A 19324-nucleotide genomic window follows, 5' to 3' on the forward strand; every position below is an offset into this window, starting at 1 on the left:
GATTTGATTACAGACCGAAGACATTTCAATGTTAAATTGGATCACCCAAACGCTATTTAAAGGCTATTCGATTCAAAGAAACCAAAAAATAATTTGACTTTGAAAAAGAGTTGAGAGATTCTTAAAAAATGTTCCGCGAGAATTTGAAAAAGATAAAACAGGAAGGGCTTTATCGGTCCCTTATTTGCCAAATTCCGGAGGGAGGGCCTGTCATAAATATCGACGGAAAACCCTGCCTCTCTTTTTGTTCAAACAATTACCTGGGTCTTTCACACCATCCTTCCATTATAAAAGCAGGCCAGAACTCCTTGGAAAAATTTGGGTCAGGAAGCGGCGCTTCCCGCCTGTTATCAGGAACTTTTCCGCCTCATCAGGAACTAGAAATGGAAATAGCCAGATTTAAGAAAACCGAGGCCGCCCTGTCCTTTGGGTCCGGTTACCTGGCCAATCTCGCCTTGCTGACAACCCTGGTTGATCGGGGGGATCTCATTCTGGCTGATCGATTAAACCATGCCAGCCTGATGGACGGCTGCAAACTCAGCCGGGCGACATTCAAAATCTTCAGACACAAAGACATGGATCACCTCAAACATCTTTTATCTAAAAAACCCTCCGATCAAAAAACACTCATTGTTACAGAGGGTGTTTTTAGCATGGATGGCGACCTCGCGCCTTTACCGGAGATTGTCACGCTTGCAAAAGAGTATCACGCCAAGGTCATGGTGGATGACGCCCACGGTTTCGCTACGCTCGGTGATCATGGGCGCGGTACGGCAGAACATTTCGGGGTGGAGAACCAGATCGACGTCCAAATGGGAACTTTTGGAAAGGCTGCGGGTGTTTATGGAGCTTTTGTCGCAGGGCCAAAATCGCTGATTGACTATTTAATCAATAAGGCAAAGTCATTTATTTTCACAACGGCATTACCCCCTGCCCTTCCTTCGATGTGTATCGCCTCTCTGAAAATTATCTCTCAGAATCCAAAGCTTCGCGAAACACTCAGAGAAAATCAAGCTTATTTTACCACGCGGTTAGCTCAAATTGGATTTCCCGTTCAAAAGAATCCCGCCCCGATCATTCCAATTCTTATTGGCGACGTTTTTAAAACGTTGGATTTCTCAAAAGCTTTATATGACGCCGGTCTCTTTATTCCCGCGATCCGGCCTCCAACGGTGCCCGAAGGAATGAGCCGTTTAAGGATCAGCCTGTCGGCTTCTCACACCCCGGAACATTTGGATACCTGTATCAAGCAGCTTGAAATATGCGGAAAGTCCCTTGGGATCCTCTAATCAAAATGTTTTAATTATTGGCGGTTCAGGCGGTTTGGGACTTGAGCTGACAAAACTGTTTTTAAGAAATCAAGACCGGGTTGCCGTTCATTTTTTTAAAAATAAGGCGCCTGTAGAGGCCGTTTTAAAATATTTTGATTCCCAAAACAACGGGTTGGTTTGCCAGGCAGATGTTCAAAACGAAATGTCGGTCCATGCGATGTTTGATTTGCTTATGCGGAGATGGTCTCACCTCGATACCGTCATATACAATGCGGGCGTCACTGAAGACGTCCTATTGTCAAAAATGACCGAAACGCAGTGGGATCAGGTGATTCAGGTCAATCTAACAGGGCTTTTTTATTGTATGAAACATGCCTTCGGATGGATGAGAAAAAACAAACGAGGACACTTTATTACGATCGCTTCGCGGAGCGGCTTAACCGGGAGGATTGGACAGGCCAATTACTCAGCTTCAAAAGCGGGAGTTATCGGTTTGACCCGATCGGCAGCAAAGGAGTGGGGGCCAGATCAAGTTCAGGCCAATACGGTTTTACCCGGTTTTCTTCCCACGGCTATGGGATTGAAAATCGAGGAAAAAAAACGGGCCCGGATCCTTCGTGAAAATGTCTTGCAAAAACCTTCGACCCTTGAAGAGGTTGGCCGATTTATCTTTTTTCTGTCAAGACTGAATCATGTTTCAGGACAGGTTTTTAACCTCGACAGCAGACTGGTGTAAGCTCAATGGGAATTTTAGGGCCAGACCGGAATATTTTCATCACAGGGACCGGCACGTCTGTAGGAAAAACCTATTTTGGCTGTCATTTGGCTCGTTTCCTGACCCGAAAAGGTTTCCGGGTCGGGGTCATGAAACCGATCGAAACCGGAATTGTCCGGGACGATCGCTCCGATGGAGCGCTCCTTAAAAAAGCCGCCAAATCTGAAATTCCCTTGGAATGGGTCTCACCCTACCGGTTTAAAACCCCGGCGGCCCCGATCATCGCGTCCAGGTTGGAAAAAAAGAAAATCGGGATCCCGCTTATTTTAAAAAAATACCATCGGTTGGCTTTAGATCATGATTGGATGATTGTAGAAGGAGCAGGTGGACTCATGGTCCCGATTTTAAAGGGGTTTTACATGGCCGATTTAATCTTGTCCTTAAATCTTGGGGTTATTCTAATCGCGTCTGAACAACTGGGCACGATCAATCATACCCTTCTTTCCGTACACCTTGCCCAAAGCCGCGGGATAAAAATTTTCGCCATCATCCTGAATCAAAGGAAATCCAGGGAGGATTCAACAACTCGAACCCATGCGACGATCCTTCGGGAAAACGTTGATTTTCCGGTACTCACTTATCCCAAAAAAATTAAAGGCTTTTACGAAGAATCATTTTGGGAACAATTGCTAATTTAGGCTTTTTCTTGAATGAAATCGGTGAATATTTTAACGAGATAAGGATCGAACTGTTTTCCGGCATAACGATTGAGTTCATCAATGGCTCTCTGGACAGGAACCGCTTGCCGGTAGGGCCGGTCTGTCGTCATGGCATCAAACGTATCGAGAATAGCGACGATTCTTGAACCCAGAGGAATTTGCTCTCCGGAAATTCCTTCAGGATAACCTGACCCGTCGTAACACTCCTGATGGTGGTATATAATAGGGGTAACCGGCTTTAGAAAATTAATATTTTGTAAAATGTCTGCGCCTATTTTGGGATGCCGCTTCATTTCTTCATATTCAGCGGTGGTCAACTTTCCCGGTTTTCCCAGTATCGATTCTTTTATCCCAATTTTTCCAATATCATGCAGGGCGGCTCCATACCTCAATTTTTTTCGCTCTTCGTCTGAAAGATTCAGTTTATCTGCAAACATTAAGGAATGCTCTATCAGCCGGTCACAATGTCCGCTGGTATAGGCATCTTTGGCCTCAATTGCCGAGGCTAATCCTTTTAAGGATTCAAAATGGGCATTCTCAAGCTCTTCAATCAACCTGTAATTTTCCAAAACGATTGCCAATTGGTTTCCAATAATTGAAAAAAACTCATTGTCTCTTGCAAAAAAATGATTTTTTCTGGAAATTTTTCCACAAATTAAAAACCCCATCAAATGATTTTTGGAACGCAAGGGATAAACCATTAAAGACGAGTAATGAATCGATTGAATCTGGTTCACCACGTCCTGGTATTCTTCCCCCAACCCGGTAATGAGTAAAGGGGTTTCAAGGTGTTTAAAATGTGCCTTCACCCACTGAATAAAAGAAAAAATACCTTGATGTGCCCCGGCAGGGGTCGTTTTCACTTCATCAAAAACGGAATCATTTAAGAAATTATGATAGGAGAAAGAAACCAGATCAGCTCCCGTTTCCCGCATGACCAAATTGACAATCTGATGAAAGATATCATTAAATTCAGGCCGCACCCCAAGATTTTGGGTCATCTCGAACAGGGGCAAAAGGAGTTTAAGCCTTACATTTTCATTTAAGAGACGAAATTTCCAGAGCGACTCTTCAACCGTCGTGAGGATCTCTTGCCGGGTGAAAGGTTTTAAAATAAAACCATAAATTCCGGTCTTTAAAAATTCGACCGCAGTTTCAACCTCCAGGAACGATATCAACAAAAGACAGGGTAAATCCTTATAAAGTTCTTTGATTTTTAAAAATAAAGAATGGGTCGGTTTAAAAGGAAGATTGATTAAGACAAGGTCAAAGGGTTCTTCGTTTAATATCTTTAAAGCGGCCCCTGAGGAGTCTACAGCCAGAACAGAATAGTTCCTGAGGATATTTAAAATGACATGACGAATCGGTTCTTCAGAATCGACTAATAATATTTTACCGTTCACCAAGAAAGACACTCCTTGAATAAAATTGGGTTAAAGGTAAAGATATTAGGAGAGTTTGTCAATTAAAAATAAAAGAAAATAGTCTTATTCAGGAGCGACTGACGTTTTGAATTTCCTGTTTGAGCTTATCGACGGCTTTTCCAACAGAAGGTTCATCCCATATAGAAGAAATCACCGCAATTCCGGATGCCCCGGCGCCAAAAATGGAAGAAACGTTCGTTGGGGAAATTCCTCCTATCGCAAAAACCGGAATGGAAACCTCATCCCTGATCAATTTTAATGTTTCTAAACCAACCCGGTCTGTGTTTTCTTTGGAAGCGGTGGAGAAAACTGAGCCAAAGCCGATATAATCGGCTCCACCGCTTTCAGCCTCAGTCGCCTGTTGGAAAGAATGGGTCGAAACCCCGATGATCTTTTCAGGGCCCATCAGGTTTCTGGTTAAATCCAGGGGGAAATCTTGCTGTCCGATATGGACACCGTCAGAATCTAAAGCTAACGCCATATCAATCTCATCATTAACGATAAATAAACTTCGATATTGTCTGCATAGGTCGCGCAATCGAATAGCAACACGGAAACCCTCTTTTTTGGTTAATTGCTTATTTCTAAATTGGACAAAACGAATTCCATGAGACAAGGCTTCCTCAAATCTTGGATAAAAAAGATCAGGGTTTCCGATATCGGGGGGCGTAATCAGACAAATCTTAAGGCTCGAATTTATTTTCAAATTAAAATTCGTCTTTAGTGGGAATTTGCAAATAATTTTTCCAGATAATTAGTGGCATATTTGCTTTTGATAAAACCGGGATCCTGAAATATTTTTTGATGCAAAGGAATCGTGGTTTGAATCCCCTCGATCATAAATTCATCCAGGGCTCTTCTCATCCGCATGATCGCTTCTGTCCGATTTTCTCCCCATACAATTAGTTTCGCAATCAAAGAATCGTAATAAGGCGGGACGGTATACCCGGAATAGGCTCCGGAATCGACCCGAACCCCCAGACCGCCCGGAGCGCGAAAAAGAGTAATTAAGCCCGGACAGGGTTTAAACGTATCGGGTGATTCAGCATTAATTCTGCATTCAATACTGTGCCCTTTTCTTTTAATTTGGCTTTGTTTTAATTCCAGGGACCGTCCCGCCGCGATTTTTATTTGTTCTCGAATCAGGTCAACTCCTGTTACCATTTCCGTAATAGGATGTTCAACCTGAATTCGGGTATTCATCTCGATGAAATAAAACTTCTGATCACTATCCATTAGAAACTCAATCGTCCCTGCATTGACATATCCAATGGAATCGACAATGTCCACGGCAATTCGACCCATTTCATTTCGAGTCGCTTCGTCGACAACAGGAGAAGGGGTTTCTTCAATAATTTTTTGATGCCGGCGTTGGATCGAACAATCCCTCTCCCCCAGATGGACAATATGGCCTTTTTCATCCGCAAGAACTTGAATTTCTATATGCCTGGGCTCCAGGAAAAATTTTTCCATGTAAACGCTATCGTCTCCGAACGCCGAAAGAGCCTCTGCCTGCGCCACATGGAACGCGTTTAAGAGATCGTCCGGTTTGTTGACGACCCGCATGCCCCGGCCGCCTCCACCGGAAGAAGCCTTGATAATCAAGGGATAGCCTATTTTTTTTGCTGTTTCAACGGCGTTATCTTCTCCTGTTAATTTTCCTTCGCTTCCAGGAATGACTGGAATTCCGTTCTTAATCATGATTTCTCTGGCTTTCGCTTTATTGCCCATCAAAGAAATCGCCTCGGCGGAGGGACCTATAAATTTTATGCCTGCTGATTCACAAACCTCTGAAAAATACGCGCTTTCCGCAAGAAAACCGTATCCGGGATGGATGGCCTCCGAGTCTGTAAATTCAGCCGCGCTTAAAACATTTGGAATATTTCGATAACTGAGAGCGCCGTCTGCCGGTCCGACACAAACAGCCTCATCGGCAAACCGAACGTGAAGAGAAGAGGAATCTGCCTCCGAATGAATAGCGACAGTTTTGATCCCCATTTCCTTGCAGGCCTGGATTATCCGTAACGCTATTTCACCACGATTGGCTATTAAAATCTTTTTAAACATTTTTTTCTTTTAATGTTTTAGAATGAATTACGATTAAATGGGTTCAAGGACAAACAAAGGTTCGCCATATTCGACGGGATGCGCGTTTTCAGCCAGGATTTCAACGACTTTTCCATCGGTTTCCGATTCGATTTCGTTCATCAGTTTCATCGCTTCGATAATGCAGACAATTTGGCCTTTTTTAACAATACTCCCGACTTCCATATAGGGCTCCGCATCTGGAGAAGGAGATCGATAAAAAGTTCCGACAATTGGAGATTTAATTAAAGTTTTGTTTTGGAGGTTTTTTACCTCCTGTGCAGGACGTTCTTGACCCGCGGCCTTGTTCTCCCCGGAGAAAGGGTTCCTGTTTCCGCTCGCGTCATTTTCGTTGGAGCCGACCCACGCCTCTTTACCTCTTTTTATCCTCACTTTAACACCGGCTTTTTCCAACTCAAATTCTACAATCCCGGAATTTTTCAGCACTGCAATGATTTCTTTAATCTCGTCGATGTTCATTTTTTTCGCCTATTTAGGTTTATTAGATTTTAAATTTACTTCGATACACGTTCGATATAGGTTCCTGTTCTTGAATCCACCTTGATCACGGTTCCCTCCTCTAAATGGAGGGGAACTTTAATCGACGCTCCCGTTTCTACCTTTGCCTGCTTGGATCCCCCGGTCGCGGTATCTCCCTTAACACCGGGAGGCGTCTCGACGATTTTAAGTTCCACAAACATAGGAGGTTCAACGGACAAGGCCTGTCCTTTATAAAAAATAATTTTAGCAAACATGTTTTCTTTCAAAAAATTTTGCGCCCCCCCCATCTGATGTTCGGGGACAAACAATTGCTCGTAATTTTTTACATCCATAAAATAATAATTCTTCGCTTCCTCATAAAGATATTGCATTTCTTTTTCTTCAATATCGGGAGCGTCAAATTTTTCACCGGAACGGAAATTGCGCTCCAGAACATTTCCGGTCTTGAGATTTTTCATTTTAGTTTTGGCAAAAGCCGCACCCTTTCCCGGTTTAACGTGCTGAAATTCAATGATTTCGTAGGGCTCTCCATTATATTCTATTTTGATCCCGCCTCTGAAATCCGTGGTTGAAATCATAAACTTTCCTTTTATCTAAAATTGGGTAAATTCTGATATCTGCTTTAAGTAAGGGAAAACGACTACGCTTGATTCGTTTGATTAAGATGGTAAACTGCGGCCTGAAGGCCTAAAAGATAGCTATAAAGCCCGAACCCTGAAATTTGACCCATAGAAACCGGTGCGATCATCGAGTGCTGCCTAAATGCTTCTCTATTATAAATGTTCGAGAGATGAACTTCAACTGTTGGTATTAAAGAAGCCGAAATCGCATCACGAAGGGCAATACTGGTGTGGGTATAACCTCCCGGATTAAAGACCATTGCCTGATAGACCCCAATTGCCTTTTGAATGAAGCCGATGAGGTCTCCTTCGGAGTTTGACTGATGGATCTTAACGTCCGCCCCCAATCGAGTCGCCTCCTCAGTAATTTTCTTATTGATCTCTTCAAGGCTCGTTCGACCGTAAATCCCGGGTTCCCGCTGACCGGATAAATTAAGGTTCGGACCGTGAAGGATGAGAATTTGTTTTTTTTTCATTTTTTTATTGGAATTCGGTGATCAACTGGCCCATTTCCCGTTTGATCAGGAAACGGCCTTTGCCGAAATTTCCTTCGGATTCAAGAACTAAAATCAAAAAATGATCGTTATTTATTTTCTTAAAAATCAGAATAAGGGACTCGGTTAAAACAGAAAACTCGACTGGAGACCCCTTCTGAAGAAAATCTGTCTTCTCTTTAAATTCTTTAAAGGTTTTACAAAACTCGGCGCCCAGAACATAAAGATCGATGGAAGGATCCTTTTTATATTCTTCAACGACAATTCCGTCATTTGCGACAACAGCAGCGCCTATAGCATGGTCCGCGTCTTCGACAACTTTCTTCAAAATTTCGGAAAAACTCATAGGTGTGCCTTTTTGAGGGTTTCAAGCCACTGTTTTATCCGGTTGATCTTTGCCTCTTTTTTCGGATTCAACATTTTTCCCCCCGAACCCTCTTGCGGGGAAATTTTCGAAATATTGGAAACACTTTGTTTTTGTTTTAAAGGATCCTCCGGTAAAATCGTTTGAAGAATTTCTTCTTCAATTTTCTTTGATTTATCTTTGATCCCCAAAAGGCTCCCAATAGTCTTTGCATCTTCTAGCTGTTGGCGGAGGGTCTCATTATACGGGTCTTGATCCAAAAACTTTTGGTAAATCTGAATTCCTTGATCATAATGACCCTGTTTGACGTAAAGCTCAGCCAGCGCGATCGTATCAAGATGCTCCTGGTTTTCTTTTGGACTGCCTGGTTTTTTTCCTTCCTTTGAGGCCTCGGACCTGTTTAGGGTGTCTGCAGGAGGCTTAATTTCTTCCTCCTTCATAACATCCGAAAAGTTGATCCCTTTTTCGATTTCTTTCGGCGGGTAAACGTTTGATGATTTGGCCTCCGAAATTTTCGAAACCACAAGATTTTCCCCTTTTAAGCTCAAGAAATCAACAGGTTCTGGGACAGAGGGAGGCGGTGGAGGTATTGATTTTTGCAGAGGAGTCTGCGAAACGAACTCATTGGAAGGTATTGCTGCAAGGGGATGATTGGGAAAAGCCTTGCCGTCTTGTGAAGAATCATTCGGCTCTTTCCTCGCGGCCGAAATCATGGGTTCATCAACTTTGAGAGGAGAAACAACGTCGTTGGGTCCTGCCGATTTTTTTAAAGAACTCTGTTTGGCTTCTTTTATTTTTTGAAGGAGCGTTAAGGCCTCGGTATCCCTGGCATTAAAGAAAAGAATTTGATTACAACAATTCTCCGCTTCCTGATATAAACTTTCATTAAAATAAATTGTAGAAAGTTTCTTATTGGCGATAATATTGTCAGGATTAATCTTAAGAATCTGTTCAAAGACTTCTTTTGATTCTTTTGTTTTTTGTTGGTCCGAATAAATTTTTCCTAATAAGACTTTGGCGCTTAAATAATTTGGATTCGCCTTTAACCCTGGACTTAAAACGGTTAAGGCTTCGTCCAGCATTCCAGCTTTATAATACTCCTCCGCAAGGTTGAAAAAAACCTTCGAATTGGGATCTTTCTGGAGCTTTTCGCTGAGCTTTTCAATTTCAGGGGATAAAATTCCCATGGGCTTTTCAGCCATAATTTTCCCTTAAATAATAAGTAATTGCGATGAGTTTATGATAACAAATCTGCCTCAAAAGTCAAGCTACACTCCCTTGCCCACCTGTTCGGGAAAGTGTCTGACGGCGCTCTTAAGATGCCAAAGTGAGAATTTTGTCAAAAATATTCTCGGCAACTTTTTTTTTTGAAAGAAGCGGAAATTGGTCTTTTTTTCCTTCGCGGTCGAAAAACACAACAATATTAGTATCTGAACCAAACTCTGCCCCTTTTAGAGTCACATTGTTCGCGACGATCAAATCAAGATTTTTTTCCTTAAGTTTTTTCAAAGGGGCCTCATCAAAAGATTCCGTTTCCGCCGCAAAACCCACCAAAATTTGTTTGGCTTTTGATTTCCCCAATTCGGCGAGAATATCTCTTGTTTTTACCAGTTTAAGCGCCATTTTCTCCTGACTTTTCTTAATTTTAACGGTTGAAGGATGATCGACTTTAAAATCTGCCACTGCAGCGGCCATGATCACAATATCAGCCGTTGGAAAAACCTTAGAAACAGCTTCTGCCATCTGTTCTCCCGTTTCGACAAAAATAGCCTCGATCCCGGTTGGTGTTTCTAAGGCGGTGGGACCAGAAATTAACGTAACCCTGGCGCCCCGATTGAGCGCTTCCTGGGCCAAAGCAAATCCCATTTTTCCGGAAGAACGGTTTGAAATAAAACGAACCGGATCAATGGGCTCAAGAGTGGGCCCTGAGGTAATGCACACTTTTTTTGAGGCCAAATCACTTTTTTTATTAAAAAAAAGCTCGATCTCATTCAGGATAACCGCCTCCGAGGCAAACCGTCCTTCCCCAAATTTTCCCGACGCCAGCAACCCTTTTTCCGGCCAGATAAACTGAAAGCCTTGCTTTAACAAAGATGTTACGTTGTCCCGTGTCACTGGCTTTGTCCACATCTCTCCATCCATGGCGGGAACAAGAATCACCGGGGCAGACGAAGCGAGAATTAAGGCGCTTAATAAGTCGTCGGCCAGACCAGATGCCATTTTGGCAAGACAGTTTGCTGTAGCGGGAGCCACCACGATAAGGTCGACCTGGTCGGCCAGCGTAATATGGGACATTTCAAAGGAAGGCGGAAAAATATCCGTATGGACTTTTTGACCGGATAAAATCTGAAAAGAGAGGGGGGTCACAAATTTTTGAGCCGATTCAGTCATGACCACGGTAACAGAAGCACCCGTCGATTTTAACTGGCGGAGGAGGGAAAGCGCTTTATAAGCCGCTATGCTTCCCGTTACTCCCAATATGATGTGTTTGTTTTTTAACATTCTCGATGCAAACTAGTCTCCTTCCGGCTCTTTAACAAGCGAATCATCGACATAGACACTGAGATCTTTTTTAATTTCAGTCACCATTTCCCCTTCTTTCGCGATCATGGCTTGTGTTTTCATTTCTTCCTCTCTCACCCTTTTGGCTTCCTTTTGGGCCTGTCTAGCCTCTTTACCGGTGAAGAAAACAACTTTGTTCTCCAGGATTTCCTCTACGGAAACACTCGTTGCTTTCTCATACCTTGTATCGATAGGGGCCGTAGGAGCCTCGATAATCTGTTTTGCCCGCTGGGCCGCGATAATAACCAAACGGTGTCTGCTGTCAATTTTTTTATTCTCAATCACAATAGGTAAAGATATGATATCTAACATTTAAATTAAACTCCTTCTTTGACTTTAATGAAAGTTTCTTCGATCCATGAAAAGTTCATGCGTCTCATTTTAATTCGTTCCGCAAGAATGATGGACTTTAGATCCTCTATGGCTTCTTTAAATTCGTCATTGATAATTAAATAATAATACTCCCTGTAATTCCAAATTTCCTCTCTCGCTTTTTTCAATCGTTTAGCAATTTCTTCCGGGGAATCGGAATTTCTTTCCATGAGCCTGGATTTTAAAATTTCAAAAGAAGGGGGGAGAATATAAACATAAACGCCTTCCTTATATTTTTTTTTTAATTGCATCGCTCCCTGTGAGTCGATATCCAAAAGAAGGTCATACCCCTGTTTTTGAAGCGTCATCAACTGATTGCGTGAAGTTCCATACAGGTTTCCATGGACTTCGGCGTACTCCAAAAACTCATTGTTTTCAATCATCGCTCTAAACTGGGCTTTATCGATAAAATAGTAATCCTGTCCTTCAACCTCGCCGTTTCGACAACTCCGGGTGGTATAGGAAATCGAAATTTTAACATCTTTAACCTGTTCAACCACTTTTTTGCATAATGAGGTCTTCCCGGCGCCGGACGGCGCAGAAACAATAATGAGTTGCCCTTGTTTGTTACTCCCCTCGTTCATTCCCTTGTTTTCCTCTTGATTTAAGTGTCATCGTTCAATCATCGCAAAGCTATTCGATATTCTGAACCTGTTCTCGAAGGATTTCAAGCTCTTGTTTAATGAAAATTGTAGCTGAAGATCCCCCGATTTTCGAAACAATCGTATTCATTTCACGGTGCATTTCCTGAAGCAAAAAGTCCATTCCCCTTCCTGCAGGTCCGTCTCCGTTTACCATCGTATAAAACTGTGCGATATGGCTTTGTAACCTTGTCATTTCTTCTAAAATATCCATCCGGTCCGAAAACAAAACCACTTCATGAGCGATTCTCTGGGGATCTACCTCTATCGTGCCTTTCAACTCGTCGATTTTCTTTTGAAGGCGGTTTTGATAATTTTGGATGACGGATTCTCTCGATCCCTCGATTTCTTTAATCTTGTTTTTAAGCAACCCTAAATGAAAAATAATGTTTTTCCCAAGGGCGCTCCCTTCTTCGGTCCTCATTTTTTCGAGATCCGCCATGGCCTTTTCCAAAAGAGCATCCATATTTTCTCCCACCGACTTGAAGTCTATGGGAGGCTTTTTTTGGACAAAAACATCTTGAAACTTCAACAGATGGGACAAGGACACGTCTTCCGCGATTCGGAGCTTTTTTTTTAAATCCGCCAGGGCATCAAAACACTGTTTCACAACGTCGAAATCAAAAAAAGGCCCTCTTGAAAAACCCTCCTCCGATAGAGAAGTAAGATGAAAAGAAAGATAAAAATGCCCCCGGCCAAATCTCGCCGCAATGAGTTTTCTAATTTTCGACTCTAAATAACTCAGACCCGGGGGAATATTCGATAGGGAAATTTCACAAAAACGATGATTGACAGATTTGAGTTCTACATCAAATTTGCTTTCATTTATTGGAAATTCAGCTTTCCCGTAACCCGTCATGCTTTTGATCATTGTCGGGGATTCAGAGACAAAACCTTTCCTTGGCTAAAGTGGAAAATTTCCGATAAAAGCGGGTGACGGGATTTGAACCCGCGACACCAAGCTTGGGAAGCTTGTACTCTACCAGCTGAGCTACACCCGCAGACTCACTTAATCCTAAGCAGGACAAAAATATTTGTAAGTGGATTATAATGAAATACAACTACTGAATCAAGCTTTTCAATTGTTTTTTTTGCGTAGAAGAGTAATTTTCTTCGCAACATCGCGATAATGGACATTTTCTTTATAAATATCACTCAAAACATCGATGGCTTCCTGAAAAGTTTCCTGTAATTCATATAGATTTGCCAGCTCGTACTTCAAACTATGAATTTGGTCGGAATTGAGCTCTTTGATCTGGATAGCCTGAAGAATTTGCTCTACCGCCAGCTTGGTCAGGCCTTCCTCGACGTAGCATTGCGCAAGCATGACCGCGGAATCTACCGTCCTTGCCGCTCCCTTGACCGAAATTTGGAACTCCCCGATGGCTTCTGTTCTTAAGCCCATTTCCTTATACGCGATCCCCAAATTAAAATGAGTTTCAAAATCTTTTTCTCCGATATTTTTCTGAATGCCCCGTTGAAACTCTTTTATGACCTTGCTAAAATCATCATCCTGGATTTCCGCCTCCGGAGCCTGGTGAAGATCATCCTCGAAATCCTCCTCCAGTTCTCCCAATAAATTTACAAAGTCGGTTTTTTCGGTTTTATCGAGAACAGTCGTCTTGAGTTTAACTTTTCCTGGCACAAAGGAAGCCGGGGAAGGATTTTTTGGAGCCGGTGGAGGCCTATCCGTAATTTCTTCAGGTTGTACGTCCGCTGGTTCGGCGGGAAGTTCCAATGAAACCGCCTCAGAAATTTCCTGCACGGGATCTAAAATGGCTGTATTTTCCGTTTCATTTAAATCGATCAAAACCTTTTTCAGCTTTATCTTTGCAAGCGTGTTATCTGGAGAAAATCGCAAAATGGTCTCGTAAATAATTCTGGCTTCACCCAAAAGCCCCTGCTGGCTGTAAAACTCTCCTTCTGCCAGTTTTTCCTCAATTTTCCCATCGTCCAGGGAAAATAAAGAAGATGGAGACGTCGTTTCTTTTGACAATAGCTCAGGCTCCTCAGCCGGGGACAGCTCAGAAAATGACGGATCATTTACGACAGGAATCATGTCCACGCCTTCTTTTGACTGTCGAATGGTTTGTAAAAGATTTTGAGCTTCTACATGGCCTGGATCAACCAGGATAATTTGGCGGAGAATTTCTTCCGCCTTATTCCATAAGCGGTAATTGACATAGCCCTCTGCTTCACCCATTAAAGTTGGAATATCGATTTGTTTTTCATCCTGTGTCTCGATGGGTTTTTCTTCAACGGTAAGATTATTCGAAGGGCTTATTACTTCGGCTTCCGCCGCAGGCTCGGCCTTTTCTTCAACCGGACGATTCGAAGTTATCGTAAACTCCTGATACCCGGCTATTGAAGGAAAGTTTTCAGAAGGGGTCGTCGAAGCGTTTGGCTCGGTAACAGACAACGTTTTAAGATCCTCCAATAACCTGGAAGCTTGAGAATGCCCGGGGTCTAAGGAAAGCGCCCTTCGAAGGGTTTCTTCCGCTTCGAGAGTCTTTTTTTCCGTTTTGTAAATGATGGCAATTTTAATATGTTGTTCAACGGCGTCCGCTTTTTGTCCTTCCTTTACACAAAGGTCTGCGAGCTTGGTTCGCATCGCAACATTATTTGAATCGAGGTTGACGATTTTTTTGTATATTGGAATCGAATCTTTATTAAACCCGCTTTGAGAATTGTGTTTAATGACTTTTAAGTATTCTTCAATTGCGTTTCCGATGAGGCCTCTTTCCGCGTCCAAATCGGCGAGCTTGATATAAATGTCATAGTTTTCTGGATTAATTTTGATTATTTTTTTGTAGACAGCAATGGTTTTTAAAGAAAAACCAGCTTTATCAAAAGCACTGGCGGCTTTAAGGTATGCGGCGATGGCCTCTGAATTGTTATTCTTTTTTAGATAAAGATCGCCTATGATATTATAAATATTTCCATCATTAGGGGTTTCTTTAATGAGTTTTTGCCATTCATCGATGGCTTTATCGATTTGGCCCTTGATCGTGAATTTTTGTGCATTTTGAATAATAACGGTTTTTTCTAAAGCCACGCTTTTCCTCGATCCATCTCACTATCTAACGAACTGGTGGAAATTTAAAGCTTTTTTAAAAAGTATCATATCGTCCAGGGTTCGTCAAGAAAGGGGAATTCGGAGTGAAAAAGATAAAGCCCCGTTAAAAACGGGGCTTTATAAAAAGAGAAATGGAAACCTTATTTTGCAGCGGTTGGAGCTGATGTGGGAGCAGATGCAGCCGGAGCTGATGTGGGCGAAGACTCTGTTGGAGCAGGAGTCACGGCCTCGGGAGCAGTTGCTTTTGGAGCTTCTGACTGTTTTTCATAACAGCCCCCCAAAATAAAAGCAAATAAACCTGCAAGCAAAAGCATACCGGAAAGACCTTTTTTCATTCGTTTCACCCCCTTTCATTCCGAGTTTAAAAATGGCTTTTTGTTCCATTAGATTAATAAATAGAATTTGAGATTCAGCTAAAAAGTAAGAATTCAAAATCCTCAATTGAACGAAAGATAGCTTGTATCATATGAAAAATAAAATTGTCAAGGCTTTTCGCAAGGAAACTGTTTACAATGCTTTGAAAATCCATTATATTTTGACCGCTATGGCGATCATCGACCGTTACCTGATTAAAGAAATTATTCCACCGTTCCTGATTAGTCTCTCCATTCTCACCGGGATGTTGTTTATTCAACAATTAATGGAATTTATTGAACTTTCGCTAAACAAAGGGGCTGATTTATTCAGCCTCATCAAAATTTTTATTTTCGCGGTTCCTTCCCTTTTGGTCATTACGCTTCCGATTGCCGTTCTCATCTCCTCAATAACCGTTATGAGCCGATTGTCGTCTGATAATGAGCTGATTTCTCTTCGGTCAGCCGGAATGAATTTTTACAGGATGATTCGTCCGGTTTTTTTTTTCTCGGTCGCCGTCGGCCTTTTAACGCTGCTCCTTTCCACGCTGGCTAAACCCTGGGGAGGAAATTCGTTGAAGGAAGTCTCTTTTGAAGTGTTGAAAAAAAGGCTAAATGTCGCATTGGAAGAAGGGATATTTAATGACCTTTTCGATAAAATGATGATTTATGTTGAAGAAATGCCCACTTATTCAGATCTAAAGGGAATCTTCATTTCTGATTTACGTAATCCTGATGACCCCAGCCTGATTCTGGCCCAGGAAGGAACCTTCGTAACTGACCAAGCGACCAATACGGTCGGATTTCAATTGGTCAATGGGAATATTTATAAAAAAGGAAAGAATGAACGGGTTTTTCAACAGATTGTCTTTTCGAAGTACGATCTTAAAATCGATTTATCGGCCTATATCAAGAAACCCGATGTCGGCATAAAAGAACGTCTCGGGTTACAGGCCTTGAGAGAAAAAATTGCCAGAACCGGAAATAACAAGGCCGATCTGGAAGATCTTCAAAAACTGCAGGAGTATTACAAAACCTATGCTCTCCCTTTTACGACAATCCTCTTTGGCATCCTGGGGCCTCCCCTGGGAACCTACACGCGGAGGTCAGCCGGACAGTTAGGCGGATTCGCAATTGGAATCGGCATTGTCGTTCTTTATTATTTTCTCACCGTGATAGGAGATTATTTTCTGGCCCAAAATTGGGTCTCTCCTTTCTTATCGGCTTTTTTGCCAAATGGGGCTTTGCTTCTATGTTCAATCCCTCTACTCATTAAAACCGACCGTCAGGTATTATGGCGCTCAAAAAAATCGCATGACGCTGCTTAACCGTTATATTTTAAAAGAATTTTTAAAAGTATTTACTCTTGCTTCATTTACCCTGCTTTTCATTTATCTCCTCATCGATTTTTTTGAAAAGGTCAGAGTTTTTTTGCGATACAAGCCTGACCTTTTTGTCATCTTTGAATACTTTTTATATCAGCTCCCGAAGATATTTTATGACATCAGCCCGATTGCCATCCTCATTTCAACCCTGATTACCTTTGGCACATTTACAAAAAATAACGAGATCACAGCTCTAAAAAGCGCTGGGATCAGCCCTTTTAAAACCGCTATACCCATTTTGGCGGCGGTATTTGTTCTGGCATTTTTTTTGTTGTACGCCAATACCAGCATGATTCCCTCAGGAATAAAACAAGCAGAGTTTGTCAGATCGATCTACATTGAAAAGGGAAGTGAAACTTCGTATTTTCGACAAAATAAAATATGGTTTAGAACAAAAAACCATATTTTATTCAACGTTCAGTTAATTGATCCCGAAAAAAGTAAAATTTTAGGAATAGGGATTTATAAACTTTCAAACAATTTTTCATTGATTGAAGAGATTGACGCTAAAGAACTTGTCTATGAGGGGTCTGATTGGTACCTCCTGTCGGGAATTAAGAGAAAATTTTCAGGAGACGGGCAAATCACGACGGGTACGTTTGATAAAGAAAAATTTTATCTTGATAAGACGCCTGCAGATTTTAAACAGATTGAAATACAACAAGACCGGCTGAAGTACGATGAACTCAAAAATTATGTTAAGAAGCTGACTTCTGAAGGATATGTCGCCACTCGCTATTGGGTCGATTTATATGGGAGAGTGGCTTTTCCGTTTGTAAATATCCTAATGGCCTTGATTGCCATTCCGTTTGGATTAAAAAATGATAAAAGATCGGCCGGCATATCCAAAGGAATCGGAATCAGCCTGGCCATAGGGTTCAGTTATTGGATTATCTATGCCCTCAGCACCTCTTTAGGCCATAGCGGGATTCTCCCGCCGCTCCTCTCTGCCTGGCTCGCCAACCTGTTGTTTTTGGCCATTGGAGGCTATCTTTTCGTAACCATTCGACAGTGAACCTATTCGACCTCGTCTTCTTTCGAGACCAGCAACGCAGTAACCGAACCGATAACCACTTTACTTTTCATTTGAACCGGAACATGGCGGTGATCATCGGTAAACCAAACCGTGATATCGCCCTTATTTAAAAAAACCCCTTCAAACCGGGCCATGATAATGGTTTTAATCGTGTTAAAACTCCCTATCGGCGTATCGATGGTTTCTTTTTCTAAAACTTTGATTTCCAGGTCCCAGTTTTTCCCCCCTTCATAGACTTTAATAAAAGCGGATTCTCCGGGCAGTGGGAATGCAAGCGTCCTGAAAAAATAAAGAGCAGACAAAGCATCCTGGGCGCCGGGAGCAATATCAAAGGTCTCTTCTTTTCCTTCTTCTACCTGTGAAACCTTATGATTGACTTGATCATAAATGACTTCCCGATCTTTCGTCCGCCTTCCTTCTCTTTGATGGGCTTTAAATTTCAAGGGAACGAGATTGTCAACATCCATAAAAGTCTCGATCCGATCTTCAACAGGAAAAAAGCGCGAAATAAAATTGTTTGACGTAGCCGTCGACGTAATATGAAAAGCTTTACTCGAACCAACCTCTATCGTCTTACCCACTTCTAGAATCGCTTTTCCGGCATTGATTCCCATCCAGTTAATTGAAAACTCCAATCTTTCTCCGGATTGAATAGCGCGGGTGTCCTTTTTTTCATTTGGATTAATGGAAGAAAAGGCGGGATATTGCGAAATGTGGTTTAAGAAGACAAAAAGGCTTAAGAACGATAAAATCGCTGTTAGGTTGGTTTTTCTTAACATTCAGGCTCCCCTTTTGGGATAATAGTCAGGGAATCAGATTTTGTCAAGAAAAGCCTTTGCCTTGTTTAACTTTAATGGTATAAACAAACCCATGCATCTTCTTGTTCTAATCATTTTTCAACTCTTATTCTTTCTAAGCCCTGCGTGGGGATCTGTTTCAGCAGGAATGGGTCCGGAATATTTTGACTGGCGGGAATTGGATGCCGACGGGAAACAGTTCCTGGAAGAAAGTGGTTTCCGTTACGCCGTTAGATTGGATTGGACGCAAGACCGGAAAGATCGCGTTTTTTTTGGCTATGAAGGAAAACTTTATTTAGGAGCGGTTAAATACGACGGTCAGACCTTAGAGACCGGAGTTCCCGTCACGACGACCACGAGTTATTCAGGCTTTCAAAACGAAGGGCATCTTAACCTCCGGTCTTCTCTAAACAACTCCCTATCGCTTGACGTCATCACCGGCCTGGGATGGGATCATTGGAACAGAAACATCCAGGGTCAGGTTGAAGATTACGACATCGTTTATGTCAAATTGGGTCCCCGTCTTTCACAAAAAGGAGAAGAGGGCATCTGGTTCACCATAGGAGGGAAATATCCCCTCTATACTTTTGAGAACGCCCATTTGACCGATATAGGTTTTGATCAAAACCCTCCTCTGCACCCCGGAAGACAATTGAGTCTTTACGCGAATTGCGGTTTCCGTTTTAATCCTCTTTTTGAAATCGTCATTGACTACGATTCTTACCGTTTTTCAGAATCACAGAGGGAAGCCGTTAATTGGATTGGACACGGCCCAAGACTCGTGCGGCAACCTGAAAGCAATATGTGGATTCTTGGCCTGCAACTGGTTTTTCACCTTCAACAGAGACAACCAGACCCACCGTTACCGACAATTGACTCTTCAGCCTCAGATGGACTAAAATAAAAACT

At 42.3% G+C, this 19324-nt stretch carries 21 protein-coding genes and 1 tRNA gene; 6 read left to right on the top strand and 16 right to left on the bottom strand.

Features of this window, described 5'->3' with window-relative positions:
* Positions 1–128: 128 nt before the first annotated feature.
* The 3 genes from bioF to bioD are packed head-to-tail and all read left to right on the top strand — an operon-like array spanning position 129 to position 2684.
* Positions 129–1289: an 8-amino-7-oxononanoate synthase gene (bioF, locus tag HYR79_10100; GenBank protein ID MBI1822047.1), complete on the top strand. Its 1161-nt coding sequence runs from the start codon at positions 129–131 to the stop codon at positions 1287–1289.
* Positions 1276–2007: an SDR family NAD(P)-dependent oxidoreductase gene (locus HYR79_10105; protein MBI1822048.1), complete on the top strand. Its 732-nt coding sequence runs from the start codon at positions 1276–1278 to the stop codon at positions 2005–2007. The genes bioF and HYR79_10105 overlap by 14 nt, the downstream gene beginning before the upstream one ends.
* Positions 2008–2012: 5 nt before the next feature.
* The gene (gene bioD / locus HYR79_10110) at positions 2013–2684 is read left to right on the top strand and encodes a dethiobiotin synthase (protein ID MBI1822049.1); all 672 of its coding nucleotides are present in this window, start codon (positions 2013–2015) and stop codon (positions 2682–2684) included.
* Here the strand turns inward: bioD and HYR79_10115 are convergent.
* The 15 genes from HYR79_10115 to HYR79_10185 form a co-directional block, all read right to left on the bottom strand.
* Positions 2681–4108 carry an HD domain-containing protein gene (locus HYR79_10115; GenBank protein ID MBI1822050.1) on the bottom strand — a complete coding sequence of 476 codons (1428 nt, stop codon included), beginning with the start codon at positions 4106–4108 and terminating at the stop codon, positions 2681–2683. The two genes, bioD and HYR79_10115, sit on opposite strands and share 4 nt — an antisense overlap.
* 88 nt (positions 4109–4196) lie before the next feature.
* Positions 4197–4835, bottom strand: coding sequence for a thiamine phosphate synthase (gene thiE, locus HYR79_10120; GenBank protein ID MBI1822051.1), 639 nt, complete (start codon positions 4833–4835; stop codon positions 4197–4199).
* A gap of 14 nt (positions 4836–4849) precedes the next feature.
* Positions 4850–6196: an acetyl-CoA carboxylase biotin carboxylase subunit gene (gene accC, locus HYR79_10125; GenBank protein MBI1822052.1), complete on the bottom strand. Its 1347-nt coding sequence runs from the start codon at positions 6194–6196 to the stop codon at positions 4850–4852.
* 33 nt (positions 6197–6229) lie between these two features.
* Complete coding sequence (gene accB / locus HYR79_10130; protein ID MBI1822053.1) at positions 6230–6694, bottom strand: acetyl-CoA carboxylase biotin carboxyl carrier protein; 465 nt, start codon at positions 6692–6694, stop codon at positions 6230–6232.
* Positions 6695–6729: 35 nt separating this feature from the next.
* The gene (efp, locus tag HYR79_10135) at positions 6730–7293 is read right to left on the bottom strand and encodes an elongation factor P (protein MBI1822054.1); all 564 of its coding nucleotides are present in this window, start codon (positions 7291–7293) and stop codon (positions 6730–6732) included.
* 62 nt (positions 7294–7355) lie between these two features.
* Positions 7356–7811 carry a type II 3-dehydroquinate dehydratase gene (aroQ, locus tag HYR79_10140; protein MBI1822055.1) on the bottom strand — a complete coding sequence of 152 codons (456 nt, stop codon included), beginning with the start codon at positions 7809–7811 and terminating at the stop codon, positions 7356–7358.
* 4 nt (positions 7812–7815) lie between these two features.
* Positions 7816–8175 (bottom strand): roadblock/LC7 domain-containing protein, encoded by a 360-nt coding sequence (locus HYR79_10145; protein MBI1822056.1) that lies wholly within the window; start codon positions 8173–8175, stop codon positions 7816–7818.
* The gene (locus HYR79_10150) at positions 8172–9395 is read right to left on the bottom strand and encodes a tetratricopeptide repeat protein (protein MBI1822057.1); all 1224 of its coding nucleotides are present in this window, start codon (positions 9393–9395) and stop codon (positions 8172–8174) included. Before HYR79_10150 ends, HYR79_10145 begins: the two co-directional genes overlap by 4 nt.
* Positions 9396–9507: 112 nt before the next feature.
* Positions 9508–10695 (bottom strand): bifunctional phosphopantothenoylcysteine decarboxylase/phosphopantothenate--cysteine ligase CoaBC, encoded by a 1188-nt coding sequence (gene coaBC, locus HYR79_10155; GenBank protein ID MBI1822058.1) that lies wholly within the window; start codon positions 10693–10695, stop codon positions 9508–9510.
* Positions 10696–10707: 12 nt separating this feature from the next.
* Positions 10708–11067 carry a DNA-directed RNA polymerase subunit omega gene (rpoZ, locus tag HYR79_10160; GenBank protein MBI1822059.1) on the bottom strand — a complete coding sequence of 120 codons (360 nt, stop codon included), beginning with the start codon at positions 11065–11067 and terminating at the stop codon, positions 10708–10710.
* Positions 11068–11072: 5 nt separating this feature from the next.
* Positions 11073–11711, bottom strand: a complete 639-nt coding sequence (gmk, locus tag HYR79_10165; GenBank protein MBI1822060.1) for a guanylate kinase — start codon at positions 11709–11711, stop codon at positions 11073–11075.
* A 49-nt stretch (positions 11712–11760) separates the two neighbouring features.
* Positions 11761–12639, bottom strand: coding sequence for a YicC family protein (locus HYR79_10170; protein ID MBI1822061.1), 879 nt, complete (start codon positions 12637–12639; stop codon positions 11761–11763).
* Positions 12640–12696: 57 nt separating this feature from the next.
* A tRNA-Gly gene (locus tag HYR79_10175) sits at positions 12697–12769 on the bottom strand.
* Positions 12770–12846: 77 nt separating this feature from the next.
* A complete protein-coding gene (locus HYR79_10180) occupies positions 12847–14823 on the bottom strand; it encodes a tetratricopeptide repeat protein (GenBank protein ID MBI1822062.1) in 1977 nt (658 codons plus the stop codon).
* 161 nt (positions 14824–14984) lie between these two features.
* Complete coding sequence (locus HYR79_10185; GenBank protein MBI1822063.1) at positions 14985–15179, bottom strand: hypothetical protein; 195 nt, start codon at positions 15177–15179, stop codon at positions 14985–14987.
* A 131-nt stretch (positions 15180–15310) separates the two neighbouring features.
* Here HYR79_10185 and HYR79_10190 point away from each other — a divergent pair, with 131 nt between their 5' ends.
* Both HYR79_10190 and lptG read left to right on the top strand, forming a co-directional pair.
* The gene (locus HYR79_10190) at positions 15311–16525 is read left to right on the top strand and encodes an LptF/LptG family permease (GenBank protein ID MBI1822064.1); all 1215 of its coding nucleotides are present in this window, start codon (positions 15311–15313) and stop codon (positions 16523–16525) included.
* The gene (gene lptG / locus HYR79_10195; protein ID MBI1822065.1) at positions 16512–17597 is read left to right on the top strand and encodes an LPS export ABC transporter permease LptG; all 1086 of its coding nucleotides are present in this window, start codon (positions 16512–16514) and stop codon (positions 17595–17597) included. The genes HYR79_10190 and lptG overlap by 14 nt, the downstream gene beginning before the upstream one ends.
* Positions 17598–17599: 2 nt before the next feature.
* Here lptG and HYR79_10200 read toward each other — a convergent pair whose 3' ends face one another.
* Positions 17600–18397 carry a DUF3108 domain-containing protein gene (locus HYR79_10200; GenBank protein ID MBI1822066.1) on the bottom strand — a complete coding sequence of 266 codons (798 nt, stop codon included), beginning with the start codon at positions 18395–18397 and terminating at the stop codon, positions 17600–17602.
* 40 nt (positions 18398–18437) lie between these two features.
* Here HYR79_10200 and HYR79_10205 point away from each other — a divergent pair, with 40 nt between their 5' ends.
* Positions 18438–19319, top strand: coding sequence for a hypothetical protein (locus HYR79_10205; protein ID MBI1822067.1), 882 nt, complete (start codon positions 18438–18440; stop codon positions 19317–19319).
* The last annotated feature ends 5 nt before the right edge of the window (positions 19320–19324 follow it).

This window comes from Nitrospirota bacterium, assembly GCA_016178585.1.
Taxonomy (GTDB): Bacteria; Nitrospirota; Nitrospiria; order JACQBW01; family JACQBW01; genus JACOTA01.